This window comes from Xanthomonas sp. JL1 (genome assembly GCF_038405005.1).
The window spans coordinates 40,568-64,611 of the sequence record NZ_JBBYGR010000012.1 but is presented as its reverse complement, the minus strand read 5'-3'; the positions used below and the strand labels follow the sequence as shown (position 1 = coordinate 64,611).

Annotated in this window: 19 protein-coding genes, 1 other RNA gene and 3 pseudogenes; 17 read left to right on the top strand and 6 right to left on the bottom strand. The window is 66.0% G+C overall.

Annotation, left to right across the window (positions count from 1 at the left end):
* The first annotated feature begins 53 nt into the window (after window positions 1-53).
* The 11 genes and pseudogenes from ribH (at window position 54) to WJW29_RS03085 (ending at window position 13,326) form a co-directional block, all read left to right on the top strand.
* Complete coding sequence (gene ribH, locus WJW29_RS03135) at window positions 54-518, top strand: 6,7-dimethyl-8-ribityllumazine synthase (RefSeq protein WP_011409394.1); 465 nt, start codon at window positions 54-56, stop codon at window positions 516-518.
* Window positions 515-985 carry a transcription antitermination factor NusB gene (gene nusB / locus WJW29_RS03130; protein ID WP_011260254.1) on the top strand — a complete coding sequence of 157 codons (471 nt, stop codon included), beginning with the start codon at window positions 515-517 and terminating at the stop codon, window positions 983-985. Before ribH ends, nusB begins: the two co-directional genes overlap by 4 nt.
* 220 nt (window positions 986-1,205) lie before the next feature.
* A complete protein-coding gene (gene thiL, locus WJW29_RS03125; protein WP_011409393.1) occupies window positions 1,206-2,180 on the top strand; it encodes a thiamine-phosphate kinase in 975 nt (324 codons plus the stop codon).
* Window positions 2,181-2,478: 298 nt separating this feature from the next.
* Window positions 2,479-3,503, top strand: a pseudogene (locus WJW29_RS03120) (CocE/NonD family hydrolase).
* 283 nt (window positions 3,504-3,786) lie between these two features.
* A pseudogene (locus WJW29_RS03115) lies at window positions 3,787-4,826 on the top strand (F-box domain-containing protein); the annotation flags it as partial.
* A 449-nt stretch (window positions 4,827-5,275) separates the two neighbouring features.
* Complete coding sequence (locus WJW29_RS03110; RefSeq protein WP_006452907.1) at window positions 5,276-5,368, top strand: potassium-transporting ATPase subunit F; 93 nt, start codon at window positions 5,276-5,278, stop codon at window positions 5,366-5,368.
* 15 nt (window positions 5,369-5,383) lie between these two features.
* Entirely contained in the window at window positions 5,384-7,177 is a 1,794-nt protein-coding gene (kdpA, locus tag WJW29_RS03105) for a potassium-transporting ATPase subunit KdpA (protein ID WP_075242396.1), read from the top strand.
* A gap of 12 nt (window positions 7,178-7,189) precedes the next feature.
* A complete protein-coding gene (gene kdpB, locus WJW29_RS03100; protein WP_011260249.1) occupies window positions 7,190-9,238 on the top strand; it encodes a potassium-transporting ATPase subunit KdpB in 2,049 nt (682 codons plus the stop codon).
* A 40-nt stretch (window positions 9,239-9,278) separates the two neighbouring features.
* Window positions 9,279-9,908: a potassium-transporting ATPase subunit KdpC gene (gene kdpC, locus WJW29_RS03095; protein WP_011409390.1), complete on the top strand. Its 630-nt coding sequence runs from the start codon at window positions 9,279-9,281 to the stop codon at window positions 9,906-9,908.
* Window positions 9,909-9,959: 51 nt separating this feature from the next.
* Window positions 9,960-12,620, top strand: coding sequence for a sensor histidine kinase KdpD (locus WJW29_RS03090; protein WP_011260247.1), 2,661 nt, complete (start codon window positions 9,960-9,962; stop codon window positions 12,618-12,620).
* The gene (locus WJW29_RS03085; protein ID WP_011409389.1) at window positions 12,610-13,326 is read left to right on the top strand and encodes a response regulator; all 717 of its coding nucleotides are present in this window, start codon (window positions 12,610-12,612) and stop codon (window positions 13,324-13,326) included. The genes WJW29_RS03090 and WJW29_RS03085 overlap by 11 nt, the downstream gene beginning before the upstream one ends.
* Window positions 13,327-13,339: 13 nt before the next feature.
* On the opposite strand, the gene WJW29_RS03080 is transcribed toward WJW29_RS03085, so the two are convergent.
* Genes WJW29_RS03080 through WJW29_RS03065 form a run of 4 tightly spaced genes read right to left on the bottom strand, consistent with a single transcriptional unit; the run spans window position 13,340 to window position 17,355 of the window.
* On the bottom strand, window positions 13,340-14,725 hold the full coding sequence (locus WJW29_RS03080; protein WP_012444181.1) for an FAD-linked oxidase C-terminal domain-containing protein: 1,386 nt from the start codon (window positions 14,723-14,725) through the stop codon (window positions 13,340-13,342).
* Window positions 14,722-15,261 (bottom strand): metal-dependent hydrolase, encoded by a 540-nt coding sequence (locus WJW29_RS03075; protein ID WP_011409387.1) that lies wholly within the window; start codon window positions 15,259-15,261, stop codon window positions 14,722-14,724. Before WJW29_RS03075 ends, WJW29_RS03080 begins: the two co-directional genes overlap by 4 nt.
* A gap of 29 nt (window positions 15,262-15,290) precedes the next feature.
* Window positions 15,291-15,659 carry a YraN family protein gene (locus WJW29_RS03070; protein ID WP_011409386.1) on the bottom strand — a complete coding sequence of 123 codons (369 nt, stop codon included), beginning with the start codon at window positions 15,657-15,659 and terminating at the stop codon, window positions 15,291-15,293.
* A 4-nt stretch (window positions 15,660-15,663) separates the two neighbouring features.
* Window positions 15,664-17,355, bottom strand: coding sequence for a penicillin-binding protein activator (locus WJW29_RS03065; protein ID WP_027703224.1), 1,692 nt, complete (start codon window positions 17,353-17,355; stop codon window positions 15,664-15,666).
* Between the two features lie 120 nt (window positions 17,356-17,475).
* Here WJW29_RS03065 and rsmI point away from each other — a divergent pair, with 120 nt between their 5' ends.
* On the top strand, window positions 17,476-18,297 hold the full coding sequence (rsmI, locus tag WJW29_RS03060) for a 16S rRNA (cytidine(1402)-2'-O)-methyltransferase (RefSeq protein WP_011409385.1): 822 nt from the start codon (window positions 17,476-17,478) through the stop codon (window positions 18,295-18,297).
* 146 nt (window positions 18,298-18,443) lie between these two features.
* Window positions 18,444-18,793: RNase P RNA component class A (gene rnpB / locus WJW29_RS03055), an RNA gene on the top strand.
* Window positions 18,794-18,909: 116 nt separating this feature from the next.
* On the opposite strand, the pseudogene WJW29_RS03050 reads toward rnpB, so the two are convergent.
* Window positions 18,910-19,125, bottom strand: a pseudogene (locus WJW29_RS03050) (type II toxin-antitoxin system CcdA family antitoxin); the annotation flags it as partial.
* 48 nt (window positions 19,126-19,173) lie between these two features.
* Entirely contained in the window at window positions 19,174-19,941 is a 768-nt protein-coding gene (locus tag WJW29_RS03045; RefSeq protein WP_113079180.1) for an NRDE family protein, read from the bottom strand.
* Window positions 19,942-20,255: 314 nt separating this feature from the next.
* On the opposite strand from WJW29_RS03045, the gene mraZ reads away from it, so the two are divergent.
* From mraZ to WJW29_RS03025, 4 genes are all read left to right on the top strand, one after another.
* Entirely contained in the window at window positions 20,256-20,711 is a 456-nt protein-coding gene (gene mraZ, locus WJW29_RS03040; protein WP_011260238.1) for a division/cell wall cluster transcriptional repressor MraZ, read from the top strand.
* Window positions 20,712-20,726: 15 nt separating this feature from the next.
* Entirely contained in the window at window positions 20,727-21,770 is a 1,044-nt protein-coding gene (rsmH, locus tag WJW29_RS03035) for a 16S rRNA (cytosine(1402)-N(4))-methyltransferase RsmH (RefSeq protein ID WP_011409381.1), read from the top strand.
* Window positions 21,767-22,030, top strand: coding sequence for a cell division protein FtsL (gene ftsL, locus WJW29_RS03030; RefSeq protein ID WP_011409380.1), 264 nt, complete (start codon window positions 21,767-21,769; stop codon window positions 22,028-22,030). The genes rsmH and ftsL overlap by 4 nt, the downstream gene beginning before the upstream one ends.
* 139 nt (window positions 22,031-22,169) lie before the next feature.
* Window positions 22,170-24,038, top strand: coding sequence for a penicillin-binding protein 2 (locus WJW29_RS03025; RefSeq protein WP_011409379.1), 1,869 nt, complete (start codon window positions 22,170-22,172; stop codon window positions 24,036-24,038).
* Window positions 24,039-24,044 lie beyond the last annotated feature (6 nt).

Sequence of the window (24,044 nt, the reverse complement as noted above, 5' to 3'; positions counted from 1 at the left end):
GGCCTGGCCCCGGCAGCTGTTAAACTTCTCGCCCCCTTGAGTTGCCGACCCGCATGACCCACTACGAAGGCGATCTTCGCCCCCCCACCGCGCGCTTTGCGATCATCGCCAGCCGCTGGAACGCCCGCATCACCGACGTGCTGGTTGCCGGCGCGCGCCAGAGCCTGGCCGGCAACGGCATTGGCGAAGACGCCATCGACGTGATCCGCGTGCCCGGCGCCTGGGAAATTCCGGTCGCCGCCAATCGCGTGGCGCAGTCCGGCCAGCATGGCGCGATCATCGCGCTGGGCTGCGTGATCCGTGGCGATACCCGCCATTACGAACACGTGGCCGACCTGTGCGCCGAAGGCCTGATGAGCGTGCAACTGCAGACCGGCGTGCCGGTGCTCAACGGCGTGCTGGCAGTTGAACGCGTGGAAGATGCCGAAGCGCGTGCCGGCGGCAGCCACGGCAACAAGGGCGAGGAGTGCGCGCTTGCAGCGCTGGAGCTGGTGAATTTGATGGAGTTGTTGCCATGAGCAAGCCCGGTGGACACCCGCGCCACGGCCGTCGCGACGGCATCGACCCGGTGCTGCGTTCGCGCGCACGTCGGCGTGCCTTGCAGGCAGTGTATGCGTGGCAGATTTCCGGTGGCTTCGCCAAGCAGGTGATCGCCCAGTTCGCTCACGAGCAGGCGCACGAAGTGGCCGATCTGGCGTACTTCGAGAACCTGGTCGAAGGCGTGCTGACCAATCGTGCCGAACTGGATACCGCGCTGACCCCGTACCTGGATCGCGGCGTGGAAGAGGTCGATGCGATCGAACGCGCAGTGCTGCGGTTGGCCGCCTACGAATTGCTGTACCGCCAGGACGTGCCGTACCGCGTGGTGATCAACGAAGCGATCGAAACCGCCAAGCGCTTCGGCTCCGAACACGGTCACACCTATGTAAACGGGGTGCTGGACCGCGCCGCTGTGGAGTGGCGCAAGGTCGAGTCCGGCGCTTGAGCCACGGGATTCGGCAGTGGTGATTCGGGATTGGCAGCGAGCGACGGTCCCGCCCACGCAAGGTGCAAGCGCTTGGCTTGAGTAATTCCGCCTTGAGGTGAGCTATGCCATTTCCGCACTGCGCATCATTTGGTGGGCAGGCGGCAAGCAATCGTGCCGCACCTCGCAACGCCTGCTGCGACGAATCCCCAATGCACAATCTCCACTCCCGGCTCCTCAAATGCCCGAATTCGATCTAATCGCCCGGCTGCGCGTGCGCATTGCTGCGCGTGCCGATGTGCCGTTGGGCATTGGCGACGATGCGGCATTGCTGCATCCGCCGGCCGGTGAGCAGCTGGCGATCACCACCGATACGCTCAATGCCGGCGTGCATTTTCCGCAGGAAACCCGCGCCGACGATCTGGGCTGGAAGACGCTGGCAGTCAATCTCTCTGACCTGGCGGCGATGGGCGCGCAACCGCGTTGGTGCACCTTGTCGTTGTCGTTGCCGCACGACGATGCCGCATGGGTGGATCTATTCGCCGATGGCTTCTTCGCGCTGGCCGATGCGCACGACATCGTGCTGGTCGGCGGCGACACCACCCGCGGGCCGCTCTCGTGCGCTGTAACGGCAATCGGTAGCGTGCCGCCGAGCGCGGCGTTGCGGCGCGATGGTGCGCGCATTGGCGATGACGTGTGGGTCACCGGTGCGCCGGGTGAGGCCGCCGCCGCGTTGGCGCTGTGGCAAGCCGGCCAGCTGGATGTGACCTGCGCGGCGGCTGACCCGTTGCACGAGCAGTGGCGCAGCCGCTTGCTGCGTCCGCAGCCACGCGTACAGGCCGGGCTGCGTTTGCGCGGGCTTGCGCATGCCTGCGTGGACATTTCCGACGGGCTGCTGGCCGATCTGGGGCATCTGTGCGACCGCAGCGGTGTGGGCGCGCAACTGGCGCTGGCCGCGTTGCCGGCAATGCCGCGCAGTGCCGGGACCAGCGTGGCGCAGTGCCCTGGCTGGCAACTCGGCGGTGGCGACGACTACGAGCTGTGCTTCACCGCCGCGCCGCAGCATCGCGCTGCGGTGGCGCAGGCAATGGAGTTCGCCGAGGTGGCCGCGACGCGCATCGGCCAGATTGTCGCCACGCCCGGCGTGGTGGTGCACGACGCCGACGGTAACCCTTGGCAACCGCTGCGGCGCGGCTATCAACACTTCGTTGGCTGAGTCGCTCGTTATCAGGAATTCTTGAGCACCGGGTCCCGGTGCTTAGGGCAATCCCGAATCCCGGCCCTTGAACCATACCGTACCGTCTGGTGCGTTCGCGGCGTTCTCCCTCGAACAACGGATGCATGGCAGTTGCCGCTGGGCCACTCCGGCCTGGCTTTGCATGGGAGACAGCAGCATGAGCAAACCTTGGATCTGGACCATCGCCGCACTGGCGTGGTGGATGGCATCGGCTGCGGCGGTGGCGGGCGCCTTCAGCAAGACCTAAGAACGCATCCCCGGCTGGGACGGTGCGCAAATGGGCGCATTGGTGCTGGTGCCGCAGGGGCAGGGTGCCGGGCCGTTTCCGTTGATCGTGATGCCGGCCAGTTGGGCGTTGCCGAATCTGGAATATCTGGGCCGTGCGACTGCGCTGGCCAGCGACGGCTACGTGGTGGTCAGCTACACCTCGCGCGGGTTTTGGGATTCGGCCGGGCAGATCGATATCGCCGGGCCGGACAGGGTGGAAGACGTCAGGGCGGTGATCGATTGGGCACTGGCGCACACGCCCGCCAATCCGCATGCGATCGGCGCGTCGGGCATTTCGTACGGTGCGGGCATCAGCCTGCTGGCGGCCGAGCGCGACCCACGCATCAAGGCCGTGGCCGCGCTCAGCGGTTGGGCCGATCTGCAAGCCTCGCTGTATTCCAATCGCACGGTCAGCCAGCAGGGCGTCGGGTTGCCGGTCGGCGCCGGTGCGTTGACCGGGCGGGACGGTCCGGATCTGGCCCAGAGGCGCGGTGCAGGGCTTCCTGCCGCAAGCTGCGTCCCCGCAGCCCTGGCTCTGATGTGGCCGCGCTCAATGCGCGTGGCACCGCGGTGCTGCCGGGCAATGCGTTCAACGACGCATTGTTCCCGCCGAACCAGACCATCGCGTTCTTCAACCAGTTACGTGGCCCCAAGCAACTGCTGCTAAGCCAGGGCGATCACCGCACCGCGGAGCTGCCCGGCGCATTGGGGTTACCCAACGAAATCTATACCGCGACCACGCGCTGGTTCGACCGCCATCTCAAGCTATTACCCAATGGGGTTATGGATGCGCTGGGCATGGCGAAACTGATGGCGCCTGCGCCGTATTCGTTGCGCAATGCCACGCCGGGGCGCGCAGTCACGCTGGACTGGCCACTGCAGGCGGCGGCAACCGAGATTCCCGCAGGGCAGCGACTGGTCCTGGTGATCGACACCCGCGACGCGCGCTATACCGACGCCAGCGAGGGCGGTGGCACGGTGAGATTCACCTCGCCAGTTGCAGCGCCGTCCGTGTTGAACGTGCCGCTGCGGTAGGGCAGCACGCCGTTTCTGCATCGTCCCAGGTCGTCCGCCGCGGGACTCGCGAACAGCGGCGGGTGGCGTGCCATCCGCCGAACCCGCATCTGCACCGGTCACGTCGCGTTCGCGCGGGCGAACGCGATTTCTGGCAGTGCGCGCGGACACGAGATCGCTTTCGGGAAAGTACGCACGAAGCCTAACTCGATGCCGCTGCTGCGGCACACCGCCGGAGACCCGATATGCCGATCAACCGAACCGGTCTGCCACACGCTGTGGCGTCAACCAGCCAAACGCAGGAAGTGCAAAAAGCATGCGTCTTGCCCTGGACGAAGTGACGCACTTCCCCTACCCGGACGATGAGGATCGCAGCGAGCAGATATTGCGCGGATACGGAAGGCTTGCGGCGCGGATTCCATCATTGCCGCAGGCGCAGCGATTTTAGGCGTTTACCGCGGTGTTGAATCACGCCACCCGCTATTCCGGGAATATGGCATTTCGCGTGATGGCGCGCTTGACCGATGACCTTGGCAGCTTGCCCGAGGACCTGCGCGCGCTCGCCTTCCATGCAATCTTGCCCAGTTTGATTGCCACGCGCCGGCAAGCGCTGCAGGCTGCTGCCGGAGCAGCGCACGGTGGCCAAATGGGGGCAGTAGCAGAGGCTGATGTAGGGGGCGTGCAAGGTGATGGTGGGCCAGGGGTGCAAGGCGCTGTGGCTCTGGCCCAGGGGGCGCTGCCGGAGGCATCGGCGGAGCGCTTCCGTTTGATTTGCTGGCATCGGCGATCAGACAGCTGCCCGAAGAGGAAGTCAACCTGGCGATAACCGAGGCTGCCGCGCTCCAGACCGGCCCCCGCACGCTGGCGGAGGTGACCTTACGCCTGCATCTTGTCGGATTGGAGCCGATCCATCGATTCCAGCACGCGTATGCGCAGCTTGCCGAGCGCCTGGCGCGTTCTGGCGATGGAGCCGAAGCCTTGATCCACTTGGTGGCCTTGTTGAACAGACTGTCCAATCCGGGATTGCGCCAGGCTGCCTTCAGGGAATTGACGCGGGCCCTGCACGCATTGGACAGCACAGAGAGTGGCGCTGCGGTGCTGCGGCGGTTGGCTACGGCGTTGCCGCACCAGCCTGACGAGGTGCGTTATCTGTGCAGCCTTGATGTGCTTGCAGCGACGGTGAGCCTCTTCCCGAGCGAGCAGATACAGGTCATTGCCACCGTTCGTGCGCAGGCTGCTGCGATACCGAACCATGCCGATGAACTCATCGCCAGATGCGATGACGCGATCGCCACGGCCAGCATGATGCTTGCGACTGTGTCGCGCAGGTATATGGACACGTGAGCACGGTGTGATTGAGTGTGGTCTGGTCACACAAGCGCACGCGCATACCTGGCGCCACCCTGTCCGGCCCGACCCTTGAGCAGATGAAACTTCGCAGCGTCGCTGCCATCGGCGTGCCGCCAGGCCGGCGCAGCCAGGGAAGCCAACCGTCGAAGCGCGCGGCGGGCCATCTGATTGTGGCGCAGGGCTGGCCTGCGCATTTTATGCGGACTTTACGTCGCGCCGGCTGCAGATCCATAGCGACTTTACGTGGCGCAGGCAGAGACTGCGCACGTTGGCGGAGCGGTTCCGCCGTGGACGATCCCGATGCATCCCTTCACTTGTCTGCTCGATCGGCGCTGCGCGCATGGTGCGGCAGCGCTTTGTCATGTTGGCGCGTACGCGCTGCCGACGCCGCGACACCTCGCATCCATCGCGCCTTCGTGCGCACGTCTCGGGGAGTAGTTGACATGCCTGCCTGGTTGTCCCTGTTGTGCGGCGTGGCCGTACTCGTTGCCGCTGCGTACCTGCTGTACGTGGTGCTGCGGCCCGAAGACTTCTGATCCGAGTGCGCTCCAATGACTGAAACTTTTCTTGTCTACGCGCTGGCCATCGTGCTGGCGTGGCCCCTGGGCCGTTACATGGCCGCCGTGATGCGCGGCGCACCGATGCGCGGCGACGCGCTGTTCGGCTGGATCGAACGGCCGTTGTACGCGTTGCTCGGAACCCATCCGCAGCAGGGCATGTCGTGGCGGGGCTACGCCAAGGCGTTCTTGCTGAGCAACCTGGTGGTTGGCCTCTTGGTCTGGCTGGTGTTCATGACCCAGGCCTGGCTGCCGTTCAATCCCGACGCCATCCCGAACATGCGCTGGGACACCGCGCTGCACACCGTGGTGTCGTTCGTCACCAACACCAATCAGCAGCATTACTCCGGCCAGGCGCAGTTGTCGTATCTGTCGCAGATGACCGGCATCGTCGGCCTGCAGGTGGTGACGCCGATGATGGGCCTGGCGTTGGCAGTGGCGACACTGCGTGCGTTGTTCGGTGGGCGCGCCGCCAAACAGGCGTCGGTTGCTGCACCGGCATCGGACACGACGGCCGTGGCGGCGATTTCGGAGCCGGAACTGTCGCGTCAGGGACGCCAGCACACGGGGTCCGGCTTGGAAGCCCTGCCTGAAGCAGATGTCGGCAATTACTGGGCTGACGTGATCCGCTCCAGCGTGCGCGTGCTGCTGCCACTGTGCCTGCTGTTGACCGTTCTACTCGGCTGGCAGGGTGTGCCGTCGACCTTCCAGGGCGCGGCGACCGCTGTACCGTTGGATAGCAGTGCCGGCATAGCCAAGCAGACCATCCCAGTGGGCCCGGTTGCCGCGATGGTGGCGGTGAAACAGCTCGGCACCGACGGCGGTGGCTGGTATGGCCCCAATAGCTCGGTCGCGCTGGAAAACCCCACGCCGCTGAGCAATTTTCTGGAAACCTTGGCCATCGTGTTACTGCCGATGAGCGTGGTGTTCATGGTCGGCTATCTGACCGGACGCAAGCGACTCACTGCGTTGGTATTCGGCACCATGCTGACGATGTCGGCCGCGTCCACCGCGTTGTTGCTGTGGTCCGAAGCGCATTCGGCCAGTGCGACCTCGCCGGCGCTGATGGAAGGTAAGGAAGTGCGCATCGGTGCGGATGCCTCTGCGTTGTGGGCGGCGTTGACCACGCAGACCTCCAATGGTTCGGTCAACGCGATGCACGATTCGTTGGCGCCGTTGAGCGGCCTGGTCACGTTGGTCGACATGCTGATCAACGCGATCTGGGGTGGCATTGGTTGCGGCCTGCAGCAGTTCGTGGTGTATCTGTTGCTGAGCGTGTTCCTGGCCGGCTTGATGACCGGACGCACGCCGGAGTTGTTCGGCCGCAAGATCGAATCGCGCGAAGTGCAATTGCTGGCGCTGTTGATCCTGCTGCAGCCGCTGGTGGTGCTGGGCTTTACCGCAGTGACACTGGCCGTGCCGGCAATCACTGCCAATTCCAACCCCGGCTTCCACGGCATCAGCCAGGTGTTCTACGAGTACACCTCCGCGTTCTCCAATAACGGCTCGGGTTTCGAAGGGTTGGGCGATGCCACGTACTGGTGGAATCTGAGCTGCTCGTTGGTGCTGGCGCTGGGACGGTATCCGGCGTTGGTGCTGCCGTTGATGGTGGCTGCGCGCATGGCGGTGAAGCGCCGTGCGCCGGAGTCGGCCGGCAGCCTGCAAGTCGAAACGCCCACCTTTGCGCTGACCCTGATGGCGATCGTGCTGGTGCTGACCGTGCTGCAGTTCATGCCGGCACTGGTGCTGGGTCCTATCGCTGAACACCTCGCCCTGGCGGCGTCCTGAGAGTTTTGAGCAATGTCTACGATCGATACGACTGAAAAACGCGAGCGCGGTGACGCAGCGTTGTTCGATGCCGCCGTACTGGTTGCGGCGATGCGTGCTGCCTTCGGCAAGTTGGCACCGCGGCATCTGTTGCGCAGCCCGGTGATGGCGGTGGTGATGGGCGGCACGGTGCTGGCAGCGGTGATCACCGCCAGCGGGCATGCGCATGCCGGCTTCGGCTGGGCGGTGACGGCGATTTTGTTCGTCACCGTGTTGTTCGGCAATTTTGCCGAAGCCATTGCCGAGGCGCGTGGCCGCGGCCAGGCCGCCTCGTTGCGGCGGGCGCGCAAGGACCTGGTGGCACGCCGGGTGGAAACCGCACTGGGTGGCCGCGAAACCCGCGTGCCGGCGGCAGAACTGCGCCCGGGCGATTACGTCATGGTGTCCGAAGGCGAATTCGTACCGGCCGATGGCGAGATCGTGCGTGGTGTTGCCACCATCAACGAAGCAGCGGTGACCGGTGAATCGGCACCGGTGTTGCGCGAGGCCGGCACCGACCGCAGCGGCGTCATCGGTGGCACGCGCGTGCTCTCCGACGAGATCGTGTTCAAGGTCACCGCCGAGCCGGGGCACAGCTTTCTCGATCGCATGATCGCGTTGGTGGAAGGCGCCAATCGGCAGAAGACGCCGAACGAGATCGCGCTGACCTTGTTGCTGGCCGCGATGACGCTGACGTTTTTGATCGTGGTGGCGTCGTTGCCGGCAATTGCGGGCTTTGTCGGCGTCACGCTGGATCCGCTGCTGCTGATCGCGTTGCTGGTGTGCCTGATCCCGACCACCATCGGCGGGCTGTTGCCGGCAATTGGTATCGCCGGTATGAACCGCGCGCTGTCGGCCAATGTGTTGGCCAAATCCGGCAAGGCAGTGGAAGTGGCCGGCGACGTGGATGTGCTGCTGCTCGACAAGACCGGCACCATTACCTATGGCGACCGCCAGGCCACCGCATTCCATCCCCTGGCTGGCGTCGATCGCGCACAACTGCGCGATGCGGCCATGCTTGCCTCGCTGGCCGATCCGACGCCGGAAGGGAAATCCATCGTCAAGCTGGCGCGTCAGCAAGGTGCCGTCGCAGTGGAGGCCGAGGGTGCGCATTTCATCGCGTTCACCGCACAGACGCGCATGTCCGGTGTCGATCTTGGCGGGCGCAGCATCCGCAAGGGCGCCGGCGATTCGATCGTGGCGTATGTGCAGGGCATGGGCGCCACGGTGTCGCCCGAATTGCAGGGCCGTATCGAAGAAGTGGCGCGTGGCGGCGCCACACCGTTGGTGGTGGCCGAAGGCCGCCATGTGCTCGGTGTGGTCGAGTTGAGCGACGTGGTCAAGCAGGGCATCAAGGAAAAGTTCGCGCAGTTGCGTGCGATGGGCATCAAGACGGTGATGATCACCGGCGACAACCCGCTCACCGCTGCCGCGATTGCTGCCGAAGCCGGTGTGGACGACTACATCGCCCAGGCACGTCCGGAAGACAAGCTGGCACGCATCCGGGCCGAGCAGACGGGCGGGCGGTTGGTGGCGATGGTCGGCGACGGCACCAACGACGCACCGGCGCTTGCGCAGGCCGACGTGGGTCTGGCGATGAACTCCGGCACGCAAGCCGCCAAGGAAGCCGGCAACATGGTGGATCTGGATTCGGATCCGGCCAAGCTGCTGGCGGTGGTGGAAGTGGGCAAACAGCAGTTGATTACGCGCGGTGCGTTGACCACGTTCTCGCTGGCCAACGACGTTTCCAAATACTTCGCGATCCTGCCGGCGCTGTTTGCTGCCGCCATCCCGTCGATGACAGCGCTCAACGTGATGCAGCTCTCCAGCCCGCGCCATGCGGTATTGGCGGCGTTGATCTTCAATGCGTTGATCATTCCGGCATTGATTCCGCTGGCATTGCGCGGCGTCCGTTTTCGTCCTTCCAGCGCCACCGCGCTGTTGCGCCGAAACATGTTGATCTACGGCGTGGGTGGCGTGTTGCTGCCGTTCGTTGCGATCAAAGTGATCGATCTGGTGCTGGTCGCCGTCTTCGGTGTCTGAGCCACGTGTGATGCACCTTTCTTCTTCTGAGATCATGTCCATGTCTTCTTCCTTGCCGTTACGCGACGACGGCGCCCTGCGCGGTTCGCTGATGCTCGCGGTATTCACCCTGTTCGGCCTGGGCCTGGCCTACTCGCTGGTCGCCACCGGCATCACCGGCGCACTGTTCTCCGAGCAAGCCACCGGTTCGCTGGTGCGTGTCGATGCGCGCGTTGTCGGCTCGGCATTGGTTGCGCAGCCGTTTACCGATGCGCGCTATTTTCAGCCGCGTCCGTCGGCCGCCAAGTACGACCTCACCGCCGCGTCGGGCAGTAACCAGGCACGCTCCAATCCCGATTTGCTGGCCCGTATCGCTGCCACCCGTGCGCAAGTGGCCAAACGCGACGGCATCGCCCCGGAGGCGGTGCCGGGCGAGCTGCTGACGCAATCCGGCAGTGGCCTGGACCCGCACCTGAGCCCGGCCGGCGCACAGGTGCAGATCCGCCGCGTGGCCGCCGCACGCGGCTTGCCCGAGCAACGCGTTGCTGCACTGGTGCAAGCTGCGACCGAAGCGCCACAGTTCGGTCTGCTTGGGCAACCGCGGGTCAACGTGCTCGCCCTGAATCTGGCGCTGGATAAGGCCGGCAATGGGGAGTCGGGAAGGGACAATGGTGTGAAGCAAGCGTACTAGAATCATCACGCAGCTGTACGCTCTGCGATTCCCGATTGCCCGATTGCCCGAATGAACGACGCCCGCACCCAGCAAGCCGATGCCTTGATCGGCGAATTACAGCGCGAACACGGTGGGCGGTTGACGGTGTTCCTGGGTGCCGCGCCGGGGGTGGGCAAGACCTACGCCATGTTGTCGCGGGCGCGCGAGCGCCTGCGGCAGGGCATGGATGTGGTGGCCGGTGTGGTGGAGACGCACGGGCGCAGCGAAACCGCTGCGTTGCTGGAGGGTTTGCCGCTGCTGCCGCGCGCGCGCGTGAGTTACCAGGGCCGCATGCTGGAAGAACTCGATCTGGATGCATTGCTGGCACGCAAACCGCGGCTGGCCCTGATCGATGAGCTGGCGCACCGCAACGTGCCCGGCAGCCGCCATGAGCGGCGCTGGCAAGACATCGTGGAGTTGCTCGATGCCGGCATCGACGTCTATACCACGGTCAACATCCAGCACCTGGAAAGCCTCAACGACATCGTGCTGCGCATCACCGGCGTGCGCGTGTCCGAGACCGTGCCCGATGCCGTGTTCGACCGCCTGCGCGACATCGTGCTGGTCGATCTGCCGCCACGCGAACTGATCGAGCGCCTGCAACAGGGCAAGGTGTACCTGCCCGAGCAGGCCACGCAGGCGTTGCAGGCGTTTTTCTCGCCATCCAATCTCACCGCGTTGCGCGAGCTGGCGATGCAGACCGCTGCCGACCGCGTCGACAGCGATCTGCGCGACACCCAGGCCGCGCGCGGTTTGCCTGGCACCGCCGCGTTGCGACGCCGCGTGGTGGTAGCCATCGATGGCCGTGGCAGCTCGGATTATCTGGTGCGCGTGGCGCGGCGTCTGTCGGAGCGGCGCGATGCACCGTGGACGGTAGTCACCGTGCAGACCCGCACCGTGACCGATGCGGCCTGGCGGCTGGAGATCGACCGTGCGTTCGCGTTGACGCGTCGCCTCGGTGGCGACACCTCGCTGCTGCACGGGACGAACGTCGCCGACGCCTTGCTGGATTTCGCCGCGCAAAACGGCATCTCCACCCTGGTGCTGGGGCGTACCCGCGAACGCCCGTTGGCACGCATGTTCAATCGCACGTTGACCCAGCAATTGTTGCAACGTGGCGCGCATTACGAACTGGTCATCGTCAGCTCCGCCGATGCGCGCGCACGCGCGCGTCAGCGTTGGCGTCATCCGCGCCAATGGCTGCAGCGATACGACCTGGTGTTCGCCGCGATTGCAGCAGCCGGTGCGGTGGGCGTGGCGTGGTTGCTGCAACGCTGGACCGACATCAACGACTTGTCGATGGTGTTCATCGTCGCGGTGGTGTTGGTGGCCTCGCGCACGCGCATGGCCGCTGCGGTGGTCGCCGCACTGCTGAGTTTTGTCGCCTACAACTTCTTTTTCATCGAACCGCGTTTCACCTTGCAGATCAGTGCGCGCCAGGGCGTGGTGACGGTGTGCATGTTCCTGATCGCCGCGTTGGTCGCCGGCCGGCTGGCCTCGCGTTTGCGCAGCCAGGTACTGGCCTTGCGCGCAGCCAATGCGCACGCCAACGTGTTGCAGGCGCTTGCCCGCCAGCTCAGCACCGCTGCCGATCTGGGCCAGGTGCTGGAAGCCGGCCGTCGCGCGCTGGCCACTGCGCTGGATGCCGACGTCTGGTTACGCCTGGAGCAGCGCGAAAGCGATGCCCCCACCAGCTTCGGTGCGCTCGATCGCAGCGCCGCCGATTGGACCCAGCGGCATGGCCAGCCCGCCGGCCGCTTCACCGATACCTTGGCCGGCGCGCAGTGGTGGTGCCTGCCGGTGCGCCATGAGCGCGGTACATTGGGCGTCGCTGCGTTGCGCTTTCGTCAGGGCGTGCAACGGCCCGGTCTGGAACAACGCCGCCTGGCCGAAGCGATGGTGGAAGACATCGGCCAGGCGGCGCTACGCACCCGCCTGGTCGCCGATCTGGAAGGCGCACGTGTGAGTGGCGAAACCGAGCGCCTGCGCTCGGCATTGTTGTCGTCGGTGTCGCACGACTTGCGCTCGCCGCTGGCCTCGATGATCGGCTCGGCCAGCAGCCTGGCCAGCTACGGCGATGCGATGGACGCGCACGATCGCCACAGCCTGCTCGACACCATCCAGCTTGAAGGCGAGCGACTGGATCGCTACATCCAGAATCTGCTTGATATGACCCGGCTTGGCCACACCGGGCTGACCGTGAATCGCGACTGGATCGGCGTGGACGAATTGATCGGCTCGGCCACCCGCCGCCTGCAGCGTTACCAGCCCGACGTGCGCCTGCAGCTGGACCTGGCCGCCGACCTGCCGGCGATCTGGGTGCATCCGGCGCTGGTGGAACAGGCCATCTTCAACGTGCTGGAAAATGCGGCGAAGTTCTCGCCGCCCGGCATCGCGGTCACCGTGCAGGCGACGCTGCGCAGCGGCGCGCTGCAGATCGACATCGGCGACCAGGGGCCGGGCATTCCCGAAGACGAGCGCGCGCGCATCTTCGACATGTTCTACAGCGTGGAACGCGGCGACCGTGGGCGCAACGGCACCGGCTTGGGCCTTGCCATCTGCCAGGGCATGATCGGCGCGCACGGCGGCAGCGTAGAGGCATTGGCAGGCGCGCATGGTCACGGCACCACAATTCGCATTACGCTGCCGTTGCTCGTTCCCGCCGCGCCACCTCGCCCCGATGCCGACTGACCTCACTGCCATCCCGCCCGCCCGTGTGCTGATCGTCGACGACGAGCCGCAGATCCGCCGTTTTCTCGATATCAGCCTGCGTGCGCAAGGCTACCGCGTGCTGCAGGCCGGCACCGCCGAAGAAGGCATGGCCTTGCTGGCCGGGCAGGGCGCCGAACTGGTGGTGCTGGACATCGGTCTGCCGGACCGCGACGGCCACGAGATGCTGCGCGAGATTCGTCAGTGGTCCAACGTGCCGGTGATCATGCTCACCGTGCGTGCCGGCGAAACCGAAAAGGTCGCCGCGCTCGATGCCGGCGCCAACGATTACGTCACCAAACCCTTCGGCGTGCAGGAATTGATGGCACGCATCCGCGTATTGCTGCGTCAGGCCGGTGCCGGCAGCACGGTGGAAGAAAGCGTGTTCGACGATGGCCGCCTGCACATCCATCTGGGCCTGCGCGAAGTCACCCTCAACGGCGAAGCCGTGCCGCTGAGCCGCAAGGAATACGCCTTGCTCGCACTGCTGCTCAAGCACGCCGGCCGCGTGGTGACCCAACCGCAATTGCTGCGCGAACTGTGGGGCCCCACCCACGAAGAAGACACCCACTACCTGCGCATCCTGGTCGGCAAACTGCGCCAGAAACTGCAGGACGATGCCGCCGCCCCGCATTACATCGTCACCGAACCCGGCGTGGGGCTGCGGTTTATCGGGGTGACGCGCTGAGGCAAGCGCGTCGCTAGGCGGGCGGCAACACCTTGCCAGGATTCAAGATCCCATCCGGGTCCAGTGCGGCCTTGATCGCACGCATCGCCGCCAGCGTGGATGCGCTGAACGCCTGTGCCATGAAATCGCGTTTGGCCACGCCGATGCCGTGTTCGCCGGAGAGCGTGCCTTCCAGTCCCAGCACCAGCGTAAACAGACGGGGCAGCGCGGCATGCGCACGCGCATCTTCGTCGGCATCGGCCGGGTCGTACATGATGTTGACGTGCAGGTTGCCGTTGCCGGCATGGCCGAAGGCGACGATGGGCAATGTGAATTCGGCAGCGAGCGCTTCCACGCCGGCCACCAGTGCGGGAATGCGCGACACCGGCACCACCACGTCTTCGTTGATCTTGCCGGGTTTGATGGTGCGCAAGGCCGGCGACAGGGCGCGGCGTGCCGCCCACAACTTGTCGCGTGCGCTGCCATCGGCGGCCACGTCCAGGCTCAGCACGCCTTCGCCATCGGCGGCATCGTGCAGGGCCTGCAATGCGTAAGGCAGTGTGTCGTGATCGCCATCGGCTTCGATCAACAGCATGGCGCCGGCGTCGGGCACGTCGCTGCCGTTGCGGCGTAGCAGTGCGATCGCGCTGGCATCCATGAATTCCAGCATGGTCGGCGTGGTCGGTTGCGCCATCAGCCGCGACACCGCCGCTGCGGCGCTGGACGCATCGCGATACAGCGCGCGCAAGCCGGCCTGTGCGATTGCGCGCGGGGTCAGTTTCAACGTGGCCTCGATGATGATCGCCAAGGTGCCTTCGCTGCCGACCAACAGATGCGTCAGGTCGTAGCCGGTGGAATTTTTGGTGTACGCACCGCCGCAGCGGATCACTTCGCCGGTGCCGGTCACCGCCACCAGGCCGAGTACGTTGTCGCGGGTGGCGCCGTATTTCACCGCGCGCGGTCCACCGGCGTTGGTGGATAAGTTGCCGCCGATACTGCAGATCTCCGCGCTGGACGGATCCGGTGGCCAGAACAATCCATGCGGCTGCAGCGCCTGCTGCAAGTCGCCATTGAGCAGGCCCGGTTGCACCACTGCGCAGCGGTCTTCCGGTCGCAGCGCAACGATGCGATTCATGCGCGCCATCGACAGCACCACGCCGCCGGAAAATGGCACTGCCGCGCCGGTGGTGCCGGTGCCGGCGCCGCGCGCCACGATCGGCACGCCATAGGCGCGACACGCCTGCACGATCGCCACGACGTCATCGGTGTCGCGCGGCAAGGCGACGGCAGCAGGCAATGCCCAGCGGCGCGAATCGTCTTCGCCATAGCGGCGGCGCGCATCGTCGCCGGTCAACCAGCCATCGGCATCCAGGCGCGCGGCCAACAGCTCGGCAAGTGCGGTGGGAAGTACATCGGTCATGACACGCGATCCTGTGGTGCCGCGCGCTGGATGCATTTCCACCCCAGCACGGCGACGGTGAGCGGCAACCAGACCCAGCGCAGCTCGGAGAGCAACGTGGTCAGGCCGTGCGCATTGAAGAAGCCGGTCGCGAACGGCGACACTCGGATCGGCCGCCACGGTGCGAACCAGCGCGTCCCGCTCCACGGCCAACCCAGCGCAACGCCCAGGCCGCCGGAGGTCATCGCATCCAGCAGCGGGTGCGATGCGGTGCAGACGCACAAAAGCACAGCTGCCTGCACGGCATCCGCTCGCAACAGACGATGTGCCGCAGCGCCGAACAACGCCATCAACGCGGCGAACAACAACAAGTGGCTGGCGCCACGGTGGCCGAACGCATCGGCGTAGGGAATATGCAGCGCGAACGCCAACACATCGGCATCCGGCACCATGGCGGCCACGACACCGGCCACGAGCAGGCGCGGCCAGATGCGCCTGCGTTCACTGGCGCACCACAGCGCCAGAGGCACGGCAGTGTGGGTCATGATGGTTGGCATCGGAACGTCGGGGTGCGCGTCGGCGGCGGTCAGCAATCGTCGGCGCGGAACGCGTCGCGGATCCAGTGCAATACCGGCGGTTCGCCGCTGGCATCGACCACATCGAAGCGGCAGGGCAGCGCTGCCAGTGCGGGGTGAGCGCCAAGAAACAGCTGCGCAGCCAGCACCAGCTTGCGGCGCTTGCGCCAGTCCACCGATGCCGCGCCGCCACCGAAGCGATCGTCGCGCCGGTAGCGCACTTCCACAAACACCAGCGATTGCCCATCGCGCATCACCAGATCCAGTTCGCCGCCGCGGTAGTTGGCATTGCCGACCACCAACCGCAGACCGGCCTGCTCCAGCAATGCGCGTGCGGCCGCTTCGACCCCCGCACCACGCTGCTGACGCGCTGCCGGCATGGCCTCAGCGGCCGTCGGCGATCGGGGTCGGACGGCCACCGCTGAAGGTGGACCAGGCCGGCGTGCGCAGCACATTGCCGAAGCCATCCAGGTGCAAGGTGCCGGTGGCGCCGTGCAGGCCGCCATCGCTGCCGGTGGCGAGTTTTTCCAGGTACGCAGTGATCTTCCAGGCGTCGTAGCCGAATGCGAACAGGCGGGCGGCCGGGCCGCGTGCGCTGGGCAGGGTGCTGGCCACCTCGCTCACTGCCGGCAGGCCGGACACGCCCAGGACGGTCCACGTTTCGCTCGGGTAGACGATGCCATCCAGCACCAGATCGTCTTCGACCTTGCCGGTGCCGGCCACCAACTGCGATGTGCCCACGCGCGACTTGCCGGCGAACCCGGCCAGTGCCAGCTGCGGCGCCAGCGCACGTGCAGTGTTGCCGCGCACTGCCAGGAACACCGCATCGGCCGTGCCGTAATTGCGCAACTGCGCACCGATATCGCCCGGCGCATCGGCCACGCTGATGCTGCCGGCGACGGTGCCGCCGCGTTCGGTGAAGCGGTCGCGGAAGGCCTTGATGGTGCGCTTGCCGTTGTCGTCGCTGGTGCCGACGATCAGCACGTTGCGGCGTTCGCGCGAGAGCAGATATTCGGCGGCCATGATGCCGTCGTCTTCCGGCGCCAGCGAGAACCCGGCGCTGCCGCTGGGTGGGGCCTTGTTGTCGGTGGGGCGGTTGAGCGCCAGCACCGGCACCGCCAGCTGGCCGCGCGCGAACAGCGCGCTGACTTCGTCGCGCCCCAACGGGCCAACCACGTAATCCACCCCGGCACTCACGGCCTTGTCATAGGCGGCATTGGCACCGGCTGGCGTGCCGGCGGTGTCGAAGAATTGCACTTCCGGGCGACGGCGGGTTTCCGCGTAGTAGCCGGCCAGCAGGCCATCGCGCACCGGCGCGGCGACGGTGGCCAGGTTGCCGGTGATCGGCAACAGCACACCCAGCTTGACCGGTGGGCGGTAGCCATCGCGTTCGGCCGGCGGGCGCTTGCTGGTGTCGAAGCCCCACTGCGCATCGCGCTCGAACGCGCGCGGCAGTCCCAGACCGCGGCTGATCAACGCGCGCCCAGCGAAGTTGTACAGCGGGTCGCCGGCCGGCAGTGCGGCGGTGCGGCCCTTGAGGGTGGCGTCGTCGAGGGCGGCGAGCAGGCGCACGATCGCGCGCTGGTTCTCGCTGCGCGCGGTGCCGGTCAGGCTGGCATCGGCGCGCGCGCGGTTGGCGGCCGCGCCGAACAGGTCGCCGGTCGCTTCCAGTGCGGCGGTGCGTGCCATAAACCAACGCGTCTGCAGCGGCTGGGTCAGTCCCTGCGGGCTGTCGCCCAGCGCCTGTAACGCCTGCACACTCTGCTTGTCGATCACCGCCAACTCGCCGGTGAGCAGCCCGAAGCGGGCGCGTTCCTCGCCGCTCAGCTGGCGCGCGTTGACCTGCGCCAGCAACGTACGGGCACGCGCATCGTCGCCAGCGTCGTGCCAACCGAACGCGGCCGCAGCCAGCAATCGGCTGCGCTGCACTCCGCTGGCACTGGCGGCTTCGGCTTCCAGCTGCTGCGCGGCTTCGCGCGGCTCGCTCTGGTCCAGCAGCGCCAATGCCGCGCTCGGCGTCGGCGAAGCGGTCGGCGTGACGCTGCTGGTGGCGCAACCGGCGGCCAGCATCACCATCAGCGAGAGGGCGGAGATCCTTGCAACACGCTTGTTCATTTCAGATCCATTGGACAGGGGCCGCCAGGGCGGACTGTTAAAAACGCTACGATTCTACCCTTTGCCCCCGGAAAACCGCTGATGACGTCCCCTGGAACCCTGCACGTGGTCGCCACGCCGATCGGCAACCTGGCCGACCTGTCGCCGCGCGCGCAGGAGGTGCTGCGTGGCGTGGCCGCAATCTGCGCCGAGGACACCCGCCACACTCGCCAGTTGCTCAGCCATTTCAGCATCGACCGCCCACTGCTGGCTCTGCACGACCACAACGAAGAGGCCATGTCCGAACGCATCGTGGCACGCCTGCGCGAGGGCGAATCGCTGGCCATCGTCAGCGACGCCGGCACCCCGCTAGTGAGTGACCCTGGCTTCAAGCTGGTGCGCGCCGCCCGCGCCGCCGGCATCAAGGTCAGCCCCGTACCCGGCGCCTGTGCTGCGATTGCCGCGCTCAGCGTCGCCGGCCTGCCCAGCGACCGTTTTGGCTTCGAAGGATTTCTGCCGGCAAAGAGCGCCGCCCGCCGCGAGCGCCTGACGCGGCTGGCCGGCGAGACCCGTACCCTGGTGTTCTACGAATCGTCGCACCGCATCGTCGAATCGCTGGCCGACCTGCGCTTGGCCTTCGGCGACGAACGCCCGGCGGTCGTTGCCCGCGAGCTGACCAAACTGTTCGAAACCGTACTCGACGGCACCCTGGCGCAACTGCAGGCCCAGGTCGAAGCCGACGACAACCAGCGCAAGGGCGAGTTCGTGGTAATGGTGCAAGGCGCCGCCGATGCCGCCGACGGCCAGCTCGCCGAAGGCCGCCGCGTCTACGCCAAGCTCGCCGAACACCTGCCGCCGTCCACCGCCGCCAAGCTCGCTGCCGAGCTGACCGGCGCGCCGCGTAAGGCCTTGTATGGCGGCTAGGCTTGCCGTTGCAGGGCCGTGTCTGGAGGCGAATGTGGTTGGTCGGTACGGCTTCTCGCGCCCAGATGCGCTCCTACGGGGCAATGGCAAGCTTGAAATCGCCGTGCCGTTCTGCATGGTGGCGATAGCGTAGAATGCGCCCCGGCGGAGTCGGCCAGACAGTCGCGTCACTCGCAAGAGTGCCGAGGAAAGTCCGGGCTCCATAGGGCAAGGTGCCAGGTAACGCCTGGGCGGCGCAAGCCGACGGACAGTGCAACAGAAAGATACCGCCTACGTTCCTTTCGGGGAGCCGGTAAGGGTGAAATGGTGCGGTAAGAGCGCACCGCGAGTCCGGTAACGGACCGGCACGGCAAACCCCACCTGGAGCAAGACCAAATAGGGATCCATTGGCGTGGCCCGCGCTGGATCCGGGTAGGTTGCTTGAGCGCTGCGGTGACGTGGCGCCTAGACGAATGACTGTCCACGACAGAACCCGGCTTATCGGCCGGCTCCGCCGCCTTCTTTGGGCGTTTGCCCGTCGAAGGCGCCCACGCTTCGTACCGCCGTTGGCGGTACAAAACGCGGGTTCCGCTCCGGGCATGCCACATCCCCGCGGCTGTCGCCGCGCCCCCTTGACTCAGTGAAGGCCTTCCATTCGCTCGCGGCGCGTTGCAGCGCAAGCGCTCTTGCGCTGTGGCTGTCGCGTTCCTTGGTGACGTACTCGGCCAGCAGCGCTTCGACCTTTGCCGAGAGATTGCCGGTCAGCGTGCGGGCTTGCGCCGCCAGGTCGGCGTTGATGGTCAGATTCAGCGGCTTCTTCTGCGCAGAAACATCGTAGTAGCGGTTCATGCGCTGGCGCCCGGCTTATGCGCACGCGATGCGCATGATTCTGGAGTGTCAACGCGCTCCCGGGATCTCCAACCGGGTCTCGCCCTGGAAGAGCCCATTTGTGCCGAAACGGCGTTCATGGATAAAGCCCTGCCCTCGATCGTCCACCGCCACGATGGTGCTGGCGCGGGTGCCGTAGCTGGGTCCGGTGATGAAGGCGGCCGAGAGCAGGCGTCCGATGGGCAGGTCCACGCCGGTCTGCGGTAGCGCAGCATCGGGGGCGATGGCCGGGTTGCCCAACGCAGCCCACAGTGGCTGCAGGTCTTCATTGCCGTGGGCGCACCAGTGGCGCAGCACCTCGGTCAGTGCGGCGGTCTTGGGCCACAGCGCGTCCAGCGGTCCGTTAGACATGCCATGGATGCCCGCCGCCAGTTGCCGCGCCAGCGAAGGGTGATTGCTCAGGTGCTCGCAGCGGTCGGCGTCGCACAGTAAGAAGCTGAAGGGTGGGAACGCGCGGGCGGCGCCGGCCAGTGCGTCGGCGTACGCGGTAGCGCCCAGGCTGCCGGACAGATAGTCGGCAATCAGATGCCCGCGCGAGCGCCGCGAGGCGGTGGCAAGCGGGGCGCGCACGTTGGTGACCACCGCAGCGCGGCCGTCCTGACCCAGGCCCACCCAGCTGCCGCCAGAGGGCAGGTCGCGGCCCGCAAGCACGTTCTCTGCCGGTGCCGCCCACTGCGCCAGCGCCGCGGTGGGGCGTTCGTGGAATTCATCGCGGTTGCCGGCCAGCAGCAGGCGCCAGCGCGGGTTGGTTTTCCAGGCAAGAGCGACCAGGCACATGGCGCCGATTGTCGCCGGTTTGCGCAGTTGCGGTCTGCCGCTGGCGCAGCGTGAAGTGAGAGTGGGGTCGGGTTTACATAGCCTTCACGCCCCTGAATTTCCGTTCAATCTCAAAATCTGAGACGAAACAGCAACTTGTGGATAACCTTTGAACAAGTCTCTAAAGAGTGCTGCAACTCATTGATGCGACTAGCGATTTATGGACCTCAAAGTTGTTGACAACCTTTGATGCGCTGCTAAGGTGGGCAACGGAGGGAAAACCAGGTGTTTTGTGGTTTTTCGTGGTTCAATGATCCCCCAGCGGGAATTCGAGGTTGCATTCGGTGTTTCAGGGCGAGACTGCCATCACGGTGGACGACAAGGGGCGTATGGCGGTGCCAACCGCATACCGCGACCTCGTTACGCGTGTCAGCGGCAACCGCCTGGTACTCACCTACAACCCGTTCGAAGCCGGATGCCTGTGGTTGTACGCGGAAAAGGAGTGGGAACGGGTGCGTGACGATGTGATGTCCAAGCCCAATACCCAGCGCGTGATCCGCACGCTGCAGCAAAAACTGGTGGGTTCTTCGGCCGTGCTCGAGCTGGACGCCAATGGCCGTCTGAGCATCCCGGCCAGCCATCGCAATGCGGTTGGCATCGAGAAAAAAGCCGTGCTGCTGGGCATGGGCGACAAATTCGAACTCTGGAGCGAGCAGGCACATCGCGCACTGATCCAGCAGACATTGTCTGACGGGGATCTGGGCGATGAATTGCTCGATCTCAGGTTGTGAGCCGGGGGTGCCCGGATGCGCGGTGAAGCGCAGCCCGGTCACCCGGTGTCGCAGCCGCCGGCGGCCCATGTGCCGGTGCTCTACACGCAGGTTCTGGATGGCCTGCAAGTGACCGAAAACGGAACCTATCTCGATGGCACGTTCGGACGTGGCGGACACGCACGCGGCGTGCTGGAACACCTTGGCCCGGGAGGTCGACTGCTGGTGATGGACAAGGACCCTGACGCGATCGCAGTGGCCGAACAGACGTTCGGTGGCGATGCACGCGTGTCCATCCATCGCGGCAGTTTCGCCGGGCTCGGTCAGGTGGTTGCCGCTGCCACTGTCGACGGCATCCTGCTGGATCTGGGCGTGTCTTCGCCGCAGCTGGATGTGGCCGGGCGCGGTTTCAGCTTCGGCAAGGACGGCCCGCTGGACATGCGCATGGACCCGGACAGCGGTCAGAGTGCGGCGCAGTGGCTGGCGCAGGCGACCGATCGCGAGATCGCCGATGTGCTGTGGGCCTATGGCGAAGAACGCCAGAGCCGCCGCATCGCGCGCGCCATCGTGGCGCGCCGCGCCGAACAGCCGCTGCTGCGCACCGCCCAACTGGCCGATCTGATCGCCTCGGTGATGCCGCGCGGCGACAGCAAGACCCACCCGGCCACACGCAGCTTTCAGGCGATCCGCATCTACATCAATCGCGAACTCGACGATCTGGAAACCGGCCTGGATGCAGCGCTTGCCGCGCTCAAGCCCGGCGGCCGGCTGGCGGTGATCAGCTTCCATTCGCTGGAAGATCGCATCGTCAAACAATTCATGGCCCGCTACGCCAAGGCCCCGCCGAGCAATCGCCGCCTGCCCGAAGCGCAGCCGTTCGTGCCGACGCTGCAATTGGTGAGCGGCGCGATCAAGGCCGACGACACAGAATTGAACGTCAACCCACGCGCCCGCAGCGCGGTGCTGCGGGTGGCTGAAAAGCTGGAATTGGGGATTGGGGATTCGGGATTGGAGAGGCGCTCTGGGCGAATCCCCAATCCCCGATCCCCAATCCCGGCGTCTCAAGGAGACGCCCGATGAGCCGCCTGTTGCTCATCGTGCTGCTTGCCTGCAGCATCGCGTCGGCGATCGGTGTCGTGTACATGCGCCACATGCATCGCAAGCTGTTCGTGCAGTTGTCCAAGCTCGAACACACGCGCGACGAGTTGAATATCGAATTCGGCCGGCTGCAGCTGGAGCAGGCCACGTGGGCGGAAAGCAATCGGGTCGATCAAGTCGCGCGTGCGCGTATCGGGATGAAGTTCCCGGAGACCAACGACATCGTGGTGATACGCCCATGACAAAGCAGAAGAGCATCTGTTTTGCACAGCAAAGCAGCACGCAGGGTGGCGCACACGAATGTGCGCCAACGACAAAACGGCAGGACAGCCGTTTTGCACAGCGAAGCTGCCCGCCGGGTGGCGCACAGGGATGGGCGCCATGAAAACCGGCCGTAACCGCACTCGCAGCAATTTCAATCTCCGTGGTCGCCTTACCCTGGTCGGCATCGCCTTGGGCTTGTGCTCGGTGACGTTGATCGGGCGCGCCGCGTTCGTGCAGCTGGTCAACCGCGATTTCTATCAGCGTCAGGGCGAAGCGCGTTACTTGCGCGAACTGCCTATCGCCACCTCGCGCGGCATGATCACCGACCGCAACGGCGAGCCGCTGGCGGTGTCCACGCCGGTGGAATCGATCTGGGTCAATCCGCAGGAATTGCTGCGCAACCCGGACCGCATTCCCGAGCTGGCCAAGGCGCTCGGACAGCCGCTGGACGAATTGAACGCCAAGCTGGCACAGAAGGCCGGCAAGGAATTCATGTACCTGCAGCGCCGCATCAATCCGGACAAGGCGCATGCGATTGTCGATCTGAAAATTCCCGGCGTGTTCTCGCAGCGCGAGTTCCGTCGCTTCTATCCGCAAGGCGAAGCGATGGCCCACGTGCTGGGCTTCACCAACATCGACGACCGCGGGCAGGAGGGCCTTGAATTGGCCTTCGACGAATGGCTGCGCGGCAAGCCCGGTTCCAAGAAGGTGGTGCGCGATGCGCGAGGCGCCATCGTGGAAAGCGTGGACCTGGTGCGTCCGGCGCAACCGGGCAAGGACCTGACGCTGAGCATCGACCGCCGCATCCAGTTCCTGGCCTACAAGGAACTGCGTAACGCCCTGGTCGAAAACAACGCAGCAGGCGGTTCGATGGTGGTGATGGACGTGGCCACTGGCGAAGTGCTGGCGATGGTCAACCTGCCCACCTACAACCCGAATTCGGTCACCGGCATCAACCCGTCGGCGCGCCGCAACCGCGCGGTCACCGATCTGGTCGAGCCGGGTTCGACGATGAAGCCGCTGACCGTGGCCACCGCGCTGACTGCCGGCGTGGTGACCAAGGACACCGTCATCGATACCAACCCCGGCTACATGTCGGTGGGGCGCTTCACCATTCGCGATGTGCCACACAATAACGGCGTGCTCAATGTCACTGGCGTGATCACCCGCAGCTCGAACATCGGTGCGGCCAAGATCGCCGCCAAGGTGCCGGACCAGACCTTCTATCAGTCGATCCGCAACTTCGGTTACGGCAGTGCGCCGCATAGCGGATTTCCTGGTGAATCGGCCGGTGTGGTGTTGCAGCCGGCACGCTGGAGCGGCCCGTCCAAGACCACGATGTCGTATGGCTACGGCCTGTCGGTGACGCCGCTGCAGATTGCGCAGGCGTACGCCACGCTGGGCAACGGCGGCAAGCTCACCCCGCCCACCTTCGTGCGCGGCCAGCACAACGAAACCCGTCAGGTGATCACGCCGGAAGTGGCGCGGCAGGTCATCGACATGATGGAAACCGTGGTCACCCAAGGCGGCGCCAAGGGCGCGGCGATCCTGGGCTATCACGTCGCCGGCAAGACCGGTACCGCGCGCAAGAACGGCGCCAGCGGCTACGAGCGCGGGCATTACAACGCGCTGTTCGCGGGTCTGGTACCTGCCACGCGCCCGCGCTTTGCCACCGTCATCGTGATCAACGATCCGCAGGGCAAGGTGTACTACGGCGGCCTGGTGTCGGCGCCGGTGTTCCACAAGGTGATGGAAGGCGCGCTGCGCTTGATGGACGTGCCGCCGGACGACATCCAGTCATGGCTGGCCGCACAGGCTGCCGGCAAGACCGGCCAGCCCATGGTCAAGCCGCAGTCGGCCGATCTGGATCCGGCGCTGGTGCCGGACCCGGTGGACGAAGTGTCTGCCGGCATCCCGACCGCACTGGCGCCTGCGCCGGCCGCCGCGCCAGCGCAGCCCGCGCCGTTGCAGGAGAGCCGCCAGTGAGCCGTT

Coding starts and splice junctions, on each gene's coding strand:
- WJW29_RS03025 (WP_011409379.1), top strand. CDS start 22,170: ATGAAAACCGGCCGTAACCGCACTCGCAGCAATTTCAATCTCCGTGGT.
- kdpA (WP_075242396.1), top strand. CDS start 5,384: ATGACTGAAACTTTTCTTGTCTACGCGCTGGCCATCGTGCTGGCGTGG.
- WJW29_RS03080 (WP_012444181.1), bottom strand. CDS start 14,725: ATGACCGATGTACTTCCCACCGCACTTGCCGAGCTGTTGGCCGCGCGC.
- thiL (WP_011409393.1), top strand. CDS start 1,206: ATGCCCGAATTCGATCTAATCGCCCGGCTGCGCGTGCGCATTGCTGCG.
- WJW29_RS03065 (WP_027703224.1), bottom strand. CDS start 17,355: ATGGTGATGCTGGCCGCCGGTTGCGCCACCAGCAGCGTCACGCCGACC.
- rsmH (WP_011409381.1), top strand. CDS start 20,727: ATGCGCGGTGAAGCGCAGCCCGGTCACCCGGTGTCGCAGCCGCCGGCG.
- WJW29_RS03085 (WP_011409389.1), top strand. CDS start 12,610: ATGCCGACTGACCTCACTGCCATCCCGCCCGCCCGTGTGCTGATCGTC.
- WJW29_RS03110 (WP_006452907.1), top strand. CDS start 5,276: ATGCCTGCCTGGTTGTCCCTGTTGTGCGGCGTGGCCGTACTCGTTGCC.
- nusB (WP_011260254.1), top strand. CDS start 515: ATGAGCAAGCCCGGTGGACACCCGCGCCACGGCCGTCGCGACGGCATC.
- WJW29_RS03090 (WP_011260247.1), top strand. CDS start 9,960: ATGAACGACGCCCGCACCCAGCAAGCCGATGCCTTGATCGGCGAATTA.
- WJW29_RS03070 (WP_011409386.1), bottom strand. CDS start 15,659: ATGCCGGCAGCGCGTCAGCAGCGTGGTGCGGGGGTCGAAGCGGCCGCA.
- kdpB (WP_011260249.1), top strand. CDS start 7,190: ATGTCTACGATCGATACGACTGAAAAACGCGAGCGCGGTGACGCAGCG.
- kdpC (WP_011409390.1), top strand. CDS start 9,279: ATGTCTTCTTCCTTGCCGTTACGCGACGACGGCGCCCTGCGCGGTTCG.
- ftsL (WP_011409380.1), top strand. CDS start 21,767: ATGAGCCGCCTGTTGCTCATCGTGCTGCTTGCCTGCAGCATCGCGTCG.
- ribH (WP_011409394.1), top strand. CDS start 54: ATGACCCACTACGAAGGCGATCTTCGCCCCCCCACCGCGCGCTTTGCG.
- WJW29_RS03075 (WP_011409387.1), bottom strand. CDS start 15,261: ATGCCAACCATCATGACCCACACTGCCGTGCCTCTGGCGCTGTGGTGC.
- rsmI (WP_011409385.1), top strand. CDS start 17,476: ATGACGTCCCCTGGAACCCTGCACGTGGTCGCCACGCCGATCGGCAAC.
- WJW29_RS03045 (WP_113079180.1), bottom strand. CDS start 19,941: ATGTGCCTGGTCGCTCTTGCCTGGAAAACCAACCCGCGCTGGCGCCTG.